Genomic DNA, 16,028 nt, shown 5'->3' on the forward strand with positions numbered 1-16,028 from the left:
GATTGCTTCGTCGCTAGTGTATAGTCTCTAACATAGCTTTACAACGGAGCACCGACTACTACGATGTATTTTACTCGACAATCATTGTTAAGAAAACTCAGAGACACTACACTAGCGCTCCTGGCAATGACATGTTATGGCTGATGCCATTCTAAACGGAACGTCTCCCTCTGTTATTCTGACATGGGTGGAATGAGTCCGGTCGTATCTCCACCGGGAGAGTGTTTACATCTCAGAGAGAGCGGGATTCAGGATGGCTCCGGGCCGGTCTGCGGCGGCTTGGCCAGCAATATCAGGATAACCGATGGTAACGTAATCAGTGAAAATAATTGCCACGCCTGTCTGTAGCTGCCGGTAACGTCGAACATCCAGCCGGCAAGTACCGGACTGAACAGGCCACCAATCATACTGACACTTGCCATCAAGCCCATTATGGTCCCGAATGACCGTGTACCAAAGTAGTCGGCCTGCAATGCCGGCCTCAGAGGGATGGGACCGCCGTACCCGGGCGCATAGGTCAGGAGGAACAGTACGATGAGCCACACCTTGTCCGCACTGATGAGGGAAAATATGAATAGCCCGATGGTCTGGAGAGTGAGGGCTGTAGCGACAAGGTACCTCTTGTTGGTGAAATCGCCCAGAAAGCCAAAACCCAGTCTGCCAATGACGCTGCATAAGGTCATACCGGTCACTGCTGTAGCAGCTATCGTTGTAGAGACCTCCACACTCTCCAGGTACGGCACGATGTGTACCATCACCGCGCTTGTACCGATATGCTGAAAAAGAAATGCCAGCGAAAGCAACCAGAAAGCCTTTGTCCGAATGGCTTCTTTTACCGTGTACCCGGATGATTCAGGAACAAGTTTTAAAGTCGGCTGCTTGTCCGAGAATCCTTTTAGTTTATTTGTCTTCCCGATGGTCTTTCCATCGGGAAGGTATCCATAGTCCTCGGGCTGGCGTCTCATAACTGAACTGAGAATGATGCCGACAACGCCCAGTAAAACTGCCAGCCAGACCAGTGTCTCCCTCCATCCGAATTCCTCAATGGACAGGGCAATCAGGGGTACGAGGGTACCGCTGGCACCAAAGCCCAGATATATCATGGTCAGCGCCCGGCTTCTCTTCTCCCGGAACCAGCGTGCTACGGCTGTGTTCATCACAATGAATGAGCCAAAGCTGAAACCCATTGCCATAATCATGAATGCCCCGTAGAACATCCAGAGGGAGTTTATCTGGCTCATTAGAAAGAACCCGAGACCGATGATAACCCAGCCGACATACATCAGTTTCCTCGGGCTTACCCGGTCTACGAGAAAACCGGCCAGCGGGCCCAGGACACCGGATTCCAGTCTCTGGAAAACGAATGCGACAGATGTAGCCGCAGCACTCCAGCCAAACGTATCCCGTATCGGGTTAAAGAAGGTAGTGAAACCGTAGATAAATGAACCGCCCGCCAGGAAATTCAGGGCGGCAGAGGATAGTACTATCCACCAGCCGTAGAATATCTTCTTTCGTGGTGCGAGTCTTTGCAGCCTGAGTCTTTTCAGCATGGTTCTTTATGACGGTCCTGACCTTCCGCACTATCAGGCAAAGGTAGCATATCTCCTGGCATGTGGAGTCCGTGGTGCAACCATTGATTACGGTACTACGGTGTGAGAGTAGTATCCGGCGAAGTCAGCATTTCGACCATACGCGCGCCCAGAGCACGTGCTTCTCCCAGCAGTGGCATGTTGCTCTTGACGTCGCCGGGCTTGCTGGCGTAGCCACTCACAGAGACTACCTTCTCTTCAGGCAAGCTGGTCACCATCCTGGCGAAACGCCTCAGGTCCCGGTCGGTCCGCTCAAGTCCGGCACCACCGGCAACGGCAATCGTACCGGCACACCGAGCCTTGAGGGGTATTCCGTGGGTGTAGAGGAAGTAGTTCCGGTCAATGAAGGCCTTCATCTGGGCGGTTATAGTATAGTAATAGACCGGGCTGCCGAGAATGATACCGTCGGCCTCACGGAACCTTTCCAGAATCCAGGGGGCGTCATCCTTCTGCAGGCACTCTGAAAACGATGGGCAGTTCTCATGCCCCAGACACGGGCCCACCCAGTGCTCACCAAGCATAATCTTCTCGGTCTCCATGCCCTGTCCGGCTGCTTCCTGCAGTGCCTCGTCGACAAGGCAGCTTGTGTTTCCGTTAGACCTCGGGCTACCGACAATTGCTACTATCTTCATTATTCCTCTCTATTATCAACAGAATCAAAGCATCCCGGTTCGGCAACAGCGGAGCCTTCTCAGTACACCACCTCTTCTTCAACAAGCCGGTCAATCTCGTCACGTGACATACCAAGCATTTCCCCAAGAACATACTGGTTATGCTCACCAATCAGCGGTGCGGCACGCGGAATCCGGGCCGGCGTAGCGGAGAGACGCCAGGGTGGTCCGACAACCATTCTCTTTCCTATCTCGGGATGCTCTACTTCGGCCAGGATACCCCGTTCCTTCAGGTGGGGGTCCCGGGGAATCATCCCGCCGCTGAAGGTCGGCATCGCAGCTATTCCTATACTCTGCAGGGCTTCCATCACCTCATAGTCAGTGTGCTGCCTGGTCCACTCCGCGACCAGTCTATCCAGTTCTGACTGGTTCTGTCGACGGCTGGCGGCGTCGGCAAACATCCGGTCATCCGTCCAGTCGGGACCACCAATAGCGTTGCAGAAAGCCTGCCATTCTTCCTCGCCTGAGACTGCAATGGTAATCCAATGGTCCTCTCCCTGGCAGGGATAGCAACCGTGCGGTGCCATGACCTCGTCGCTATTGCCATCGCGCTCTCTCACCCTGCGGTTCATGGTGTAGTCCATCAGCACATCCCCGACCAGGCAACTGATAGCCGCAGCGGAGGAGAGGTCTATGTACTGGCCTTTTCCGGTCCGCTGGCGGTAATTGAGTGCGGCCAGTATCGCGAAGGCTGCAGTTGTGCCCACCCTGGTGTCGATAGCACCCGTCAGGGTGGACGGTGGTCCGTCAGTGTGGCCGGAAACGTATGCCAGCCCGCTATGGGCAGCGAAGGTCGGGGCATAGCCAACATAGGTCCGTTCCGGACCAGTTGTGCCTACCGCCGATGAAGAAAGCATGATGATATCGGGCCTGACCTTTCTCAGCACCTCGTAGCCGAGACCCAATCTTTCCATTACACCAGGGCGCATATTCTGGATCACGACATCAGACACCTTTACCAACCTCTTCGCGATTTCGATGGCCCTGGCCTGGGTAAGATTCAGGGTCAGGCTCAGTTTGTTCAGGTTAATGTCGTTGAAAACAGTCGACTGGTTGGGGCCGCCCATCATGGGGCCTGTCATCAGCGACCGGAGCCGGGTATGGTCGAGACGCCGATGGCTTTCCACCTTTATCACCTCGGCACCGAGCATCGCCAGAAGAAGCGTGGCGTATGGCCCGGCCCATGCCCAGGTGAAATCGACTATCCTTACTCCATCCAGAGGGTACTCTTCCATGTTCCGCTCTCCGTTCTAGATGACACCACGTTCTTTCAACTTCGCCAGCTCTTCTTCACTGCGACCCAGGTACCCCCTGTAGACACTATCGTTGTGCTCACCGAGAAGGGGGGCAGCGCGATTGGCCCGCCACGGCGTTTCCGAGAGCCTGTAAGGAGCCGTGGGATAGCTGAGCTTGCCTGCCTCGGGATGTTCAATCTCGGCGAAAAACTCCCGGTGCTTCACCTGCGGAGAATTATATACGTCCGCCGCCGAGTTTACCGGTGCCACCGGACAGCCAAAGGACTGCCCGCGATGGTATATCTCGTCCTTGTCGTGCCGGAGCATCCATTCTTCAATAAGGGGCTGAAGCTCGGCTGCATTGTCAGAGCGGGTCCATTCGTCCTTACATTTCTCACTGTGGGCCCATTCCGGATTACCGAGAAGTTCGACCAGCGCTTCCCACTGGTGCTGCTGAGGGGCTATGACCATCACGTAGCCATCTTTACAGGGCATCAGTCCACCAAGCATTCCCCTCCGCCTGGCCGTGGCGTTGGGGTCGTTGGCGGATGCACTTATGTCAACCCTATCCAGAGAAATCAGGGTTTCCTGCCTGGAGACGTCTATATGCTGGCCGGTACCACCAGGACCACGTTTATATAGCGCCGCCAGAGTGGCTACCGCCCCACTGAGACCAGCATCGTAGTCGCCGACATATCCCCCACCCTTTACCGGAGTGGTATCCTCTCCATGCTTTTGTGTGAAGGAGAAACTCGCCTGCCCGCTGGCATGGTAGATATTGAGATGGTGTGCTTTGTAGTCCCGGTAAGGCCCCGTCTGCCCGAAGGGCGTTATCGAGGTCATTACCAGAGAAGGGTTAACCTCTTTCAGGGAATCATACCCAAGACCCATGCGTTCCATCGTGCCAGGAGCGGTGTCCTCAATCATGACATCAGCCCACTTCACCAATTCGAGGAATATTACCTTACCGGCGCTGCTGGCAGGGTCCAGGGTAACGCCGTATTTATTGGTATTAAGATAGAGGAAGAGACCGCTTCGTTCCGGATGGGGTATATCGTGAAGGAATGGACCCCTGCTCCGCGCCTGGTCTCCGGTAACCGGTTTTTCGACCTTTATCACCTCGGCACCGAGGTCGGCCAGGAGCTTGGCACAGTATGGCCCACACACCATCTGGCAGTATTCCATCACCTTCACCCCGGCCAGAGCCGTTTGATTCATAACTTTAAATCCATTACCCTCAGACTATGCCACCTTACTGTGCTGTCACTCTAGCAGGGTGATGAAAAACCCTTTCGACCAATCCCCGTGCGGCCCAGATGTGGCGCCCCTCAGAAGGGGCGAAGCCTTCCCCTTCCTAGCCAGGAAGAGCCTTCCTTGCCAGGAAGGGGGAAATAATTATATCTGGGGTGACACCGGCAGAATCTGGTTTCGGATTCTGCTAACGTCATTCTGTAAGAATGACGCCCAGACACCCCTGCCAAAAGGAGCGCCTCTCAGAAGAGGCGGGGCCCCTCAGAAGGGGCGAAGCCCCTCTGGACCCCCCTTTTTCAGCACCCTGCTAGAAAAGCCTGCTGAAGAGTGCAACGATGCTCACAGCAGACTCTCAGGCTTTCCAATTATCCAGTATAGCACGTATTGGTTCTGAACCTGTAGCCGGGAAACTCAGGCATGTCTCACGTAGGTCCTTACAATGGCCGAGCGGGTTCACTTGACAAGACCGAGCCATCGGTCTAAAGTGTTCAACACCAGAGTACAGCAGGGACGCCGATAGTACTCTGTCTCTTTCATTTCCAAGGGCAGCTCCTCGATAGCTGCCAACCGTAATGGTCAACGAACCGAGCGTAATAAAAACAGAGGAGGGATGCAAGAAAAATGAGTATGGCACTAGAAGGTATCAAGGTTATCGATTGCTCGCAGGTGGCGGCCGTGCCAATGTGCGCCCGCATCCTCGGCGACTTCGGGGCAGATGTCATCCACATCGAAAACCCGACCACGGGTGATTACTGGCGGGTTTTCAAGGACGCCATGGCCGATCAGGGTAATGCCTGCCCATCCGATTTCGACTACAACTGGGAGAACTATAACCGCAATAAGCGGAGCCTCACACTTGACCTCTACAAGGAGAACGGCTGCACTATCATCCATAAGATGGTAAAGGAAGCCGATGTGTTTCTCAGTAACTTGCGGGCCTTCGAGTTGGAGAGATTCCAGGTGGATTACGAGACTTTAAGCAAGATAAACCCGCGCATCATCTTCGGCAATGTCAACGGCTACGGCAAGGAGGGCCCGGACAAGGACCTCCCCGCCTATGACGCCACTGCCTATTGGGCACGCGCCGGTTTCCCGTATGTAATGTCCCAGCCTGGTATTCCCGTTTATGGCTATCGTCCGGCCATCGGCGATAATGTGGTTGGGATGTCTCTTGCCTATGGTGTGATGCAGGCCCTGTACGTCAGGGAGAAGACCGGAGTCGGCCAGACAGTAGATGTCTCATTACTCCATACCGGTATCTTCCAAAACGGGTTTGATGTCTCCGCCGCACTCATTACAGGGTTGGACTCCGCGGACTGGAGAGAGCAACCCCCGCCGGAGTTGGTGCAGCAGTCAATGATGGCAGTCGCTCAGATTATGGCCTTCTATGGCGCCAAGGCGAACAGCCCGATGACTGGTATGTATATGACCAAGGACGCAAGGGCCTTGATATTCGTTATTCTGCAGCCGGACCGCTACTGGGCGAAGTTCTGCAAGGCAGTCGGGCGGGAAGACCTGGCTCAAAACCCCAAGTACGATACGATAGAGGGAAGGGCTGAGGATGTCGCTGAGTTACGGCAAATCTTTTCGGGGCTATTCATGGCCAAGAACTATGACGAGTGGCATACCCATCTTGAAGGGATACCGTATGCTCCCAATCAGAGTCTCAAGGAGATCATCAACGACCCACAGGCAAGGGCCAGCGGCTGCTTCGTGTCTTATGACCATCCCCAGCGCGGGCGTATCGAGCAGATAGCTAACCCGGTGATGATGAGCAAGAACCCTTCGTCGGTAAGGATGCCAGCCCCGGAATTTGGTCAGCACACCGAAGAGGTGCTGCTTGAGTACGGCTACTCCTGGGAAGATATCGCCCGCTTCAAGGATGAGGGTGCCATCGCCTGAGACAGACCTTCCGGCACAAACCAACTGTCCATGATTGCACGTGTTTCTTGCTGGTGAAGCGGCCTCCGGTACTGTGACACAGTGCCGGGGTCAGCGTATGCGGATAATGACTCAACTCACCGGCAAAGAAGGGGAGGGGTGGGCTATGTTTCGTAGAGCATGGCAGCTACTGCTGGTAATTACGCTGCTGGCGGCCGTTGCTGCATCGGCAGGATAATGGCAGAATGAGACGCCCATCGGACAGACCGATGCCGGTGACCGGATGGATTTCGAAGGATATCTGGAGACAACAAATCCTGGCAATGACAGGTAGCACAAGCATACTATCACGGTCTACATTACTGGCACCGTTGAAGACGCAAAACACCTATATGACAAACCCACTGAAAGGCAATTCGGTTAAATCGAAGTGATTAAGGATGTCAACGAATAGGCTTTCAATTGCTGTGAAGTTCGCTTGCAGGCTTCTGCTGTTCACCGAATTGTTGACACTTTCCAATTAGCAGGTTCTACCAACGGCATGACCGGCACCAGGCCGGAGCTTCTCGCCGGTGCCCCGCTTCATATACCCTCGTTTAGGAAATGTTTCGGAAACTACCTGATGTTTTTATGTTTTCTTTAGCTTCCAGACAGTACTGTTGTAATAGGACTATGTGGCAATCGCGGAAAGGAAGGAACGCTGACACTGCAGACTGCCTCGGATAATATCATCGGTGAGCTAATGTGCATCAGCGATACCCGGGGAATACCTGCGGTATAAGAACCGAGAGTGTCACACCTCCGTTGTGGAAGGAACCAAGGAGTAGCTTGATTTGATTGTATACGAATTAGTACCCCTGATAGAGGTAGTTTTCAGCTTTATCCTGCTGGTGCTGCTGGTAGTCAGGGGTAAGCGCCATATAGCACAAAAGCCTTTCTTCCTGTTCCTATTCAGCATGCTGCTGTGGGGATTCTTTATCTATCTAATGCGCCGTGAGCCTGACCTTGTAACGGCACTGTTCTGGGAGAGGCTGGTCTTCGTGGCCATATTCAGCGCTTCCATTCTATTCTACAGGTTCACCGTCAGCATCACCGGTGCCAGGCCGAGAAAATGGCTTCATTATCTGCCTCACGTCCTTTACTTCACCTGTCTGGCCCTCCTCCCCACCAAACTCATGGTCAGCGGTATGCAGGTTATGTGGTACGGCAAGGCTCCTATGATTGGTCCCTTATTCCCGACCTATGTCATCAGCGTATACCTGCCGCTAACTCTCGGTCTGGTGATACTGATGAAACACCGAAGGCGCTCCCGCAATGTGGACGAGAAGATACGATTCCAGTACATCATCGCCGGTATCATCGCTATGTTCATCGGGGGAACCACTGACTACCTGCCCGTCCTCGGTATAAGTATGTACCCGCTGGGAATTGTAGGGAACATCCTGTTCTGCGTGCTGGCCACGGTGGCCATGCTGCGCTATGACCTCCTGGAAACGAAGGTCATAATCCGCAAGGGAATTGCCTATTCATTAGTAGGGGTGCTTGTTCTGGGTATCTTCGGCGGCATGACACTACTGCTCAGCAGTGTCTTCCAGACCACCCTGAATCCCATTTCAATAACGATTATGATACTCTCCGTCTTTGTTGCCCTTCTTGTGTTAACCGTCTTTCAACCAGTACTGGTAATAGTGCGACAGATGGTGGACAGACTGTTCTACCGGGAGCGGTACGACTACCTCAAGGCACTGGAGCAGTTCAGCCACGAGACCCAGAGCATCGCCAACATGCAAGAATTGGGTTCCAACATGGTACAGTTGGTCGCGGGCGCATTACGGACATCAAGTGCCTGCCTGCTATTACCATCCAGTGGTAGCCGGGGGTTGCGCGTTGCATCCAGTGTTGGCCTGGAAGACCCCCCTCGGGGAATTGCTTTCAGTGACCGTAATCTTTTCCTGAAATGGATGAATACGCATGGCCGCACCATATCCTCGCGTGAACTGGATATTGTTCCTGAGTTGCATGGCCTCACCCAGGTGGAGAAGCATAACCTGGACATGCTACATGGTGACCTTTACGTTCCCATCAGGACGCGCCGGGGGGTACTATCCGGAGTGCTGGTGCTCGGAGAGAAACTGAGGCAGGAATCGTACTCCAACGAGGACAGGCAGTTACTGGCTACCCTGGCCGGTCAGATGGCCATGGTATTTGAGAATGCGAGCCTGTACCGGAGGAGCCAACAAGAGGTTACCGAGCGCAAACAGGCAGAGGAGCACTTGCGAGCCTCGGAAGAGAAGCTACGCCTTACCTTTGAGTCCATGGCCGAAGGGATTGTGGTGACTGACCTCGATGGCGACATTATTCAGGTGAATGAGGCAGTGGTCCGCATGCACGGTTATGCCGATAGAGAGGACCTTATTGGGAACAGTATCATCAGTTTGGTAGCCAAACAGGACCACACGATGGTGATGGGGAGTCTGGAAACTACACTGGCGGAAGGGTACACGAGGGATATTGAGTGCACTTCCCTGGGAGACAATGATAACGAGTTCCCGGTCAGGTTGAGAACGGCTGTACTTAAAGATGCCTCCGGAGGCCCCACGGGATTTGTTTTCATTATCGAGGACGCTACGGAACGCAAGAAGATGGAAGACCAGTTACGACACTCTCAACTTCTGGCTTCCCTGGGAGAGATGACCGCCGGCATTGCCCATGAGGTCAACAACCCACTCCAGAGCGTCCTGCTATATTCCGACCTGCTGATGGTCGAGAAGATCCCGCCACAGAGTAAGAAAGACCTGAGAGTCCTGCGTAATGAAGCCAAGCGTGCTGCTCACATAATGACTGACCTGCTTACTTACAGTCGACGGGCAGCATCACAGGAACGGCGAATAGACCTGCACCGGGTCATCAGAAGGGTTCTGTCCATGCGACGCTATGCCCAGACAGTACAAAATGTCACCGTTACTGCTAATCTCATGGATGGCCCCTTGCCAGTAAGAGGTGATTCCTCTCAACTCACCCAGGTCTTCATGAACCTTATCGTCAATGCGGAGGAAGCCCTGACGGAATCCGAGAACAGGACGATAGTGGTCACCTCGACAGTATACGGTGAGTGGGTGAAGGTATCCGTTACCGATAGCGGCATTGGCATACCCGCCGAGAACCTGAACCAGGTATTCTATCCCTTCTTCACCACAAAGCACGAGGTAAAGGGGACCGGTCTTGGACTAAGCACCTGCTACGGGATAGTCACCGACCATGGCGGGCTGATATACGCAACAAACAACCTGACGGGTGGGGCCACATTTACCGTAGAACTGCCGCTGGCGACTAATGAAAGCCCTAAGAAACTGGTGGAGCAGGTAGCTGGAGCAAACTGAGACATCAGGCAGGATGCCTCAGCCACCATTCCTCGCTTTGTGGTCGGACTGCTATAACATACTGGCAGGGTTTTTCATCACCCTGTTAGACTCGATCCGGGATACGTGTTTGCCCCCTGGATTCCAGCCTGCGCTGGAATGACATCAACATCCATCATACGTAAAGATATATACGAGACACTACACTAATAGTGACGGAAAGCCTCGATATCCGGTACTTCCAAGGCTCCCTCGGGGCACAACTCCACGCAGCAGAAGCAGGCGATGCACTCATCGCTGATGTTGAACTCCGGTTCCAGAGTGAGGGCCTCGGCGGGGCAGTTCACCACGCAGTCCCCGCATTTGACACACAAGTCTTCAAGGTACACCGGTTTCGACGTGACCCGGCCCTTCATCATGCCTCCCGGATAGAGGCCCTTCAGTTCGTCCGCGCCCTCCCGGTCAGGTTGTGGTGCAAACGTCACCGGCATTCTGAAATTGGGAATAACCTCAAACTGTCCCCGGACATCTATCTCTTTCTCCTCCAGTGTTCCCAGACCCCGGACCCGGGCCTGCTCCTGCACCGGAAGTCGACCGGGGTCCACTCCCATCATACGTGCCATGACAGCATCCAACGCCAGTGCATCGGTGCTGGACAGAAGCTTACCCACCTTGCGCAGTTGACCGCCATGACACGGGCCATTTCCTTCGATAGCGGTTATCGCATCCATGATGTGTAGGTCCGGCGGCCGTACCTGGAAGACATCGCATACCGCCTTAGCAAATACCTCGTTGCTCCGGGCCTGGAGATGAAGGCGGGCCTTGCAGGCTCCCGCCACGTAGCCATAGGTGTTCTTCAGCGCACCGGTCACTATCATACCGAGATGGGTCTTGAATACCGGCAGGTTGATAATATAGTCCGCTTCCAGCACCGCCCCGGAGACAACCAGTTTATAGCCGGTCTCAATGCCGATTCTCTCTACCACACGTTCCGAGATAGAAGTATAACATCCTTCCGAAGCATCCAGGATCCCGGTGGCGGCAGCCACGTTGCGGGAGTTACGGGTGATACCTCCCGGGTTATCACCTACTATAACCTTCGCATTGCGGTCCAGACAGGCACGTACTACAGCCTGCACCAGCTCGGGATGGGTGGTGTGGCCCAGTTCCGGTGCTGAGGGCCCCACCATGTTAGGCTTGACCAGCACCGTGGCACCGGCGAAGGTCTTCGGGGCGAGGACTTCCATAATCTTCTCCACCTTCTGCCGCAGGTCGGTACTTACGGGTTCGATAATCACCAGGGAATTCGGGCTAGCTGTCATAGTTGTATCTCCTTAAAATAAGCATCCGGGGGTGTGCAGCTTTCCATAGCGTTCAACTGCTGCTGAAATCAGTAATGGGTAGTACTGCACCAGCCGGAGGAATTACTCCTTCGGGCCCAGCAGCTCGTGTGCCTTCTTGAGCCAGTCCGGTATGGGAATCTCCTGCGGGCAGGCTTCCAGGCAATCTCCACACTCGGTACACTGGTCGGCGCGTTCCTCTTCTTTAAGGCCTCCGGGTCCGCGGTAACGGAACCGCCCGGTACGGGGGTCATCGTACATCATAGATTCGTTATATACCTGGAAGACGCGCGGGATATCCACACCGCCGGGACAGGGCATACAGTACCCGCAACTGGTGCAGGGTACAGGACTCAACCCTTGATAGGCTTCCCGCGCCCGGCCAATCAGTGCCAGTTCATCGGTCGCGAGCTTCCCCTGCCCGGAACGGTTAGCGATATCCACGTTCTCCACCACCTGCTCCATGGCGCTCATACCACTGAGGGCCACAGATACTTCCGGCTGGTCCCAGACCCATTGCAGCGCCCATTCCACCGCACTACGCTTCTGCGGAGCGCTCTCCCACACACCGGCTACCTGCTCCGGTGCTCTGGCAAGCTTCCCGCCTCGTAACGGCTCCATAACTACTACTGCCAGACCCCTGTCGGCAGCATACTTCAGACCCTCTGTGCCTGCCTGGTATTCCACATCCATATAGTTGTACTGTATCTGGCAGAGGGTCCAGTTGTCGTAATCGTCGACGATGCTTTTGAAGGCTTCAAGGTTGTCGTGGAAAGAGAAACCCAGGTAGTCAAAGCGACCATCAGCCATTGCACTCTCAGCCCATCGAAGTACGCCAAGGTCCCGCACCTTGGCCCAACTCTGCCCATTCAACCCGTGCAGCAGATAGAAATTAATCTTTGTGTCAAGACGCTCCAGTTGTTCATTGAGAAAGCGGTCGAAATCGCTGGCTGATTCAACCATCCGGGCTGGCATTTTCGTCGCCAGTTTCATTTTCTCGCGATAGCCGTCTTTCAGTGCCCGTCCGACAATACGCTCGCTGTTGCCACCGTGATACGGATAGGCCGTATCCAGGTAGTTGACCCCGTGGTCAATAGAATACCGTATCATGCGGATAGACTCAGGCTCGTCGACATCGGCCGGGTCCTTATCCTTCAACGGCAGCCGCATTGCACCAAAACCAAGCGCACTTACTTTCCAGTCCAGCTTCCCAAAGTCGCGATATTGCATCAATCCTCCGTTCCTTGCAGCGTGAGCAGCGCACTCACCTGTATGGTATTCTGCCATGTTTTCCGTGAATTGGCAAACCGTGAGCACACCTGTTGCCTGCGGCAATGCCGGGCTCATTCACCTGTGCCGTCTCCATCCGGGGTTGCCGGGACTAGCCGCGCATAGCAGTCCGTACTTCAGAACGGCCCCCAACGGCAGCGTATTCCCGAACCGGGATAAACTACGCATTTGACCCTCAAATACGTAGTTCTACTGGTTGACAGGAGCACCATCAGTCGCTACAATGCGTGGCAGGGCGACCGGCGATAGTGGCAACGCCGGTCTTGCACGTGCGGTGGGATGCCGTCCGATACATGAGTCAGGACAGACACCAGGACGCTGGTAGAGCAGATATGGGCTACCAGGGTGTTAGAGCCACAAACAGGATACTTGGAGACAGGTTGAATTGGCGTATGGCAAGTTTAATGAACACCTCCAGACTGGCACACAGAGTTCGCTGACGTACGCTAAACGACACTAGCAATGCCTCCAGGTACCATGGAGGAAAGTAATGCGAGCTTACGCCATCCGGAGAATAATTCTCCTCATCCCCACCATGTTCCTCGTGACCGTTATCTTATTCTTCGTAATACGGTTCATGCCGGGCGACATCATCTCGCTGATGGCACTGCAGCACACCCAGGAGCAAGCCGGCGAGATGCAGCTGGACGAGAACATGATCCGCGAGATGATGGGGCTCAACAAACCACTCCACACGCAGTACTTCGACTGGGTGAGTGGTATCTTCCTTCGAGGCGATTTCGGGACTTCCCTGTGGACGGAACGCACACTGACCGAAGACCTTCGCGACAGAATCCCCGTCACCTTCGAGCTTGGCCTCCTCACCATGATAGTCATGAACGTTATAGGGATCCCTCTCGGTATTTACTCTGCAATAAGACAGGACACCTGGTTGGACTACGTGGGGCGGAGCTTCGCGATACTGAGTCTGGCTACGCCGGCCTTCTGGCTGGCGACCATGCTGATAGTGTACGGTTCCATCTACTTCAACTGGTCACCACAGATAGAATACATCCCCTTTACGGTTAACCCAATGGGGAACCTGAGACAGCTCATTATTCCTGCCATCCTAGTCGGCACGGCCGGTACCGGCGGCATGATGAGGTTCCTGCGTACCATAATGCTGGAGGTGCTCAGGCAGGACTACGTCCGGACTGCCTGGTCAAAGGGCCTGAGGGAGAGGGTTATCGTCATCCGGCACGCCATGAAAAATGCTCTCATCCCGCTGATAACAATGTTCGCCCCGCAGGTCGGCATGCTAATCGGCGGTTCGGTAATAATGGAGCAGATATTCGCCCTGCCCGGGATGGGCCGCTACCTGCTGGAGGCCATCGTCAGGCGGGACTACCCCCTGGTCTCGGGAACGAACCTTATCTATGGCGGATTTGCCATGCTGATGATTCTTATCACGGATATCAGCTACGCCTGGGCCGACCCCAGGATACGCTACCGATAGACTGAGGGAGAAACGAGGAATAACAACATGAGTGAGCGAGTCACGAATGGTGCCCAGGTCGCAGAACAGGAGTGGAAACGGCAGTCCGGCATAGTCAACCTCCTTTCCAGGTTGTTCAGAGAGAAACCGATGGGCACTGTCGGCCTGGTGCTGGTTGTCCTGTTGTTTGCTTCCGGGATACTTGCCGACGTTATTTCCCCATACGGCATGAACGAGTTCACCCTGTCGGACAGGCTGGCGGGGTATTCTTCAAGTCACTGGCTGGGTGCGGACAATGTTGGACGGGACGTTTTAAGCAGGATTATCTACGGTGCTCGCATCTCGATGATTGTCGGGGTCAGTGCTACACTGATCAGCACCATCATCTCCGTTGCCATCGGCCTTACCTCAGGTTTCATCGGCGGCAAGACAGACCTTATCATACAGCGGTTTGTTGACGCCTGGCTTTGCTTCCCCGGGCTGGTCATTTACCTGACCATGATGAGCATTATCGGGGCAGGGATGCTGCAGGTGATACTTGTCCTCGGCATCGGTGGTGGCATTGGTGCCTCAAGAGGGTCAAGAGCGCTCGCCTTCTGGATTAAGGAGAGCGTGTATGTCGAGGCGGCCAGAGCCCTGGGTGCAAACACGGGACGAATCGTTATCAAGCATCTCTTGCCCAATGTCATGCCCATGGTAATTATCGGGTTCTCCATGGGTATTGGCGGCGTTATTCTCGCTGAAGCCTCACTCAGCTTCCTCGGGTTCGGCATTCCACCACCACAGCCAAGCTGGGGCGGGATGCTCACCGGGCAGGCACGTCGCTATATGTACCAGGCACCCTGGATGGCCCTCTGGCCGGGTGTTGCCCTGACGCTGGCAGTATATGGGGTGAACATGTTCGGTGATGCCCTGCGGGACCTGATTGACCCGAGGCTGCGGGGTGGTATCGGTGGTATGGGTGCTTATGGCTCAGGACGCGCTCTGAAAGCCCTGAAGAAGCTGGAGGCCAGGAAAGCCAGGCAGGGCTTAAGAGGGCAAAGGATAGTATGAATATCAGACGGTCTAATTGAACCGGCTCAGGACAGGGGGTGACTCATGTGAAATACTGCATTGCACCGGGGAGTTGTTCACCAATCAAAAAAGGAGTAGATGCATGAGCAAGAAAACTATATGGCTGCTGCTGAGCTTCGTACTTGTAGCTGCTCTGGTGCTGGCTTCCTGCCAGCCGGCCGCAGTAGAAGAGGAGAAAGAAACGGAGACAGTTACCGGCAAAGTAGTGGAGAAAGCAGGGTCGGCAGTAGAGGAAGAGGAGGAGGAAGCCGCGCCGGCAGTCAAGGGGCCGGAGATGATAACGAATGCCGCCGGCAAACTGGTGGAGAAACCCCAGTACGGCGGTACCTGTACGTTCTACATGAGTGCTGCGGCCCTGGAGAGCATAGACCCGGTGCGGTCAGCCATAAGCGGCTGGATGTGCGCCCCGACCTACGAGACACCGGTGATAGTGGACTGGTCCATGGGCCCCCAGGGCACCGGGGAAAACGCGTTCCTCGGCCACTACATGGATGATGTCTTCCTCACCGGCTGCCTGGCGGAGAGCTGGGAGATAGTTGACCTTTCCACCATTATCCTCCAGATTCGCCAGGGTGTGCACTGGCACGACAAGCCACCCGTGAACGGCCGGGAAATGACCGTGGACGATATCCTGGCTACCTTCTACCGCTACCAGGAGAACCCCCTGAACACCTTTTACCGTCCGCTTGATGTTCCGGTAGAAGAGTGGACCACCATGGAGGAGACCGGACCGTGGGAAATCACTTTCAAGTACTACGAACCGAGCACCGGTATGCTGGGCGGGTTGTACTGGCTCCCGGTAACGCCCAAGGAGGCAATCGAGACCTGGGACCACCTGCGTGAAATTGAGCGCGTCATCGGTACCGGACCTTTCGTGATGACGGACATCGTCACGGCCAGTTC

12 protein-coding genes are annotated in these 16,028 nt (G+C 54.9%); 5 read left to right on the top strand and 7 right to left on the bottom strand.

Annotation, left to right across the window (positions count from 1 at the left end; all coding sequences use genetic code 11):
- Positions 1 to 248: 248 nt before the first annotated feature.
- The 4 genes from VMW13_02285 to VMW13_02300 form a co-directional block, all read right to left on the bottom strand.
- Positions 249 to 1,550: an MFS transporter gene (locus VMW13_02285; protein HUV43637.1), complete on the bottom strand. Its 1,302-nt coding sequence runs from the start codon at positions 1,548 to 1,550 to the stop codon at positions 249 to 251.
- 95 nt (positions 1,551 to 1,645) lie between these two features.
- Positions 1,646 to 2,221: a flavodoxin family protein gene (locus VMW13_02290; GenBank protein ID HUV43638.1), complete on the bottom strand. Its 576-nt coding sequence runs from the start codon at positions 2,219 to 2,221 to the stop codon at positions 1,646 to 1,648.
- Between the two features lie 59 nt (positions 2,222 to 2,280).
- On the bottom strand, positions 2,281 to 3,495 hold the full coding sequence (locus VMW13_02295; protein HUV43639.1) for a CoA transferase: 1,215 nt from the start codon (positions 3,493 to 3,495) through the stop codon (positions 2,281 to 2,283).
- Positions 3,496 to 3,510: 15 nt separating this feature from the next.
- Entirely contained in the window at positions 3,511 to 4,713 is a 1,203-nt protein-coding gene (locus VMW13_02300) for a CoA transferase (GenBank protein HUV43640.1), read from the bottom strand.
- A gap of 654 nt (positions 4,714 to 5,367) precedes the next feature.
- Here VMW13_02300 and VMW13_02305 point away from each other — a divergent pair.
- Positions 5,368 to 6,648 (top strand): CoA transferase, encoded by a 1,281-nt coding sequence (locus VMW13_02305; protein ID HUV43641.1) that lies wholly within the window; start codon positions 5,368 to 5,370, stop codon positions 6,646 to 6,648.
- Positions 6,649 to 6,814: 166 nt separating this feature from the next.
- On the opposite strand, the gene VMW13_02310 is transcribed toward VMW13_02305, so the two are convergent.
- Complete coding sequence (locus VMW13_02310; GenBank protein ID HUV43642.1) at positions 6,815 to 6,970, bottom strand: hypothetical protein; 156 nt, start codon at positions 6,968 to 6,970, stop codon at positions 6,815 to 6,817.
- 490 nt (positions 6,971 to 7,460) lie between these two features.
- Here VMW13_02310 and VMW13_02315 point away from each other — a divergent pair, with 490 nt between their 5' ends.
- A complete protein-coding gene (locus VMW13_02315; protein HUV43643.1) occupies positions 7,461 to 10,007 on the top strand; it encodes an ATP-binding protein in 2,547 nt (848 codons plus the stop codon).
- Positions 10,008 to 10,192: 185 nt separating this feature from the next.
- Here the strand turns inward: VMW13_02315 and VMW13_02320 are convergent, their stop codons facing one another.
- Together VMW13_02320 and VMW13_02325 are read right to left on the bottom strand one after the other, a co-directional pair.
- Positions 10,193 to 11,308, bottom strand: a complete 1,116-nt coding sequence (locus VMW13_02320) for a DUF362 domain-containing protein (protein HUV43644.1) — start codon at positions 11,306 to 11,308, stop codon at positions 10,193 to 10,195.
- 102 nt (positions 11,309 to 11,410) lie between these two features.
- On the bottom strand, positions 11,411 to 12,556 hold the full coding sequence (locus tag VMW13_02325) for an aldo/keto reductase (GenBank protein ID HUV43645.1): 1,146 nt from the start codon (positions 12,554 to 12,556) through the stop codon (positions 11,411 to 11,413).
- 550 nt (positions 12,557 to 13,106) lie between these two features.
- Between VMW13_02325 and VMW13_02330 the strand changes: the two genes are divergently transcribed.
- The 3 genes from VMW13_02330 to VMW13_02340 all read left to right on the top strand — a co-directional run.
- Positions 13,107 to 14,072 carry an ABC transporter permease gene (locus tag VMW13_02330; GenBank protein ID HUV43646.1) on the top strand — a complete coding sequence of 322 codons (966 nt, stop codon included), beginning with the start codon at positions 13,107 to 13,109 and terminating at the stop codon, positions 14,070 to 14,072.
- Positions 14,073 to 14,099: 27 nt separating this feature from the next.
- Positions 14,100 to 15,104 carry an ABC transporter permease gene (locus VMW13_02335; protein HUV43647.1) on the top strand — a complete coding sequence of 335 codons (1,005 nt, stop codon included), beginning with the start codon at positions 14,100 to 14,102 and terminating at the stop codon, positions 15,102 to 15,104.
- A gap of 103 nt (positions 15,105 to 15,207) precedes the next feature.
- Positions 15,208 to 16,028, top strand: an 821-nt coding sequence (locus tag VMW13_02340) for an ABC transporter substrate-binding protein (GenBank protein ID HUV43648.1), incomplete at its 3' end; no start/stop codon positions are given.

It is taken from the genome of Dehalococcoidales bacterium (assembly GCA_035529395.1).
Classification (GTDB): Bacteria; Chloroflexota; Dehalococcoidia; order Dehalococcoidales; family Fen-1064; genus DUES01.

Bases quoted from the DNA above. Each gene is read 5' to 3' on its own strand.
- VMW13_02285 (HUV43637.1), bottom strand. From the start codon at position 1,550: ATGCTGAAAAGACTCAGGCTGCAAAGACTCGCACCACGAAAGAAGATA.
- VMW13_02290 (HUV43638.1), bottom strand. From the start codon at position 2,221: ATGAAGATAGTAGCAATTGTCGGTAGCCCGAGGTCTAACGGAAACACA.
- VMW13_02295 (HUV43639.1), bottom strand. From the start codon at position 3,495: ATGGAAGAGTACCCTCTGGATGGAGTAAGGATAGTCGATTTCACCTGG.
- VMW13_02300 (HUV43640.1), bottom strand. From the start codon at position 4,713: ATGAATCAAACGGCTCTGGCCGGGGTGAAGGTGATGGAATACTGCCAG.
- VMW13_02305 (HUV43641.1), top strand. From the start codon at position 5,368: ATGAGTATGGCACTAGAAGGTATCAAGGTTATCGATTGCTCGCAGGTG.
- VMW13_02310 (HUV43642.1), bottom strand. From the start codon at position 6,970: ATGCTTGTGCTACCTGTCATTGCCAGGATTTGTTGTCTCCAGATATCC.
- VMW13_02320 (HUV43644.1), bottom strand. From the start codon at position 11,308: ATGACAGCTAGCCCGAATTCCCTGGTGATTATCGAACCCGTAAGTACC.
- VMW13_02325 (HUV43645.1), bottom strand. From the start codon at position 12,556: ATGCAATATCGCGACTTTGGGAAGCTGGACTGGAAAGTAAGTGCGCTT.
- VMW13_02330 (HUV43646.1), top strand. From the start codon at position 13,107: ATGCGAGCTTACGCCATCCGGAGAATAATTCTCCTCATCCCCACCATG.
- VMW13_02335 (HUV43647.1), top strand. From the start codon at position 14,100: ATGAGTGAGCGAGTCACGAATGGTGCCCAGGTCGCAGAACAGGAGTGG.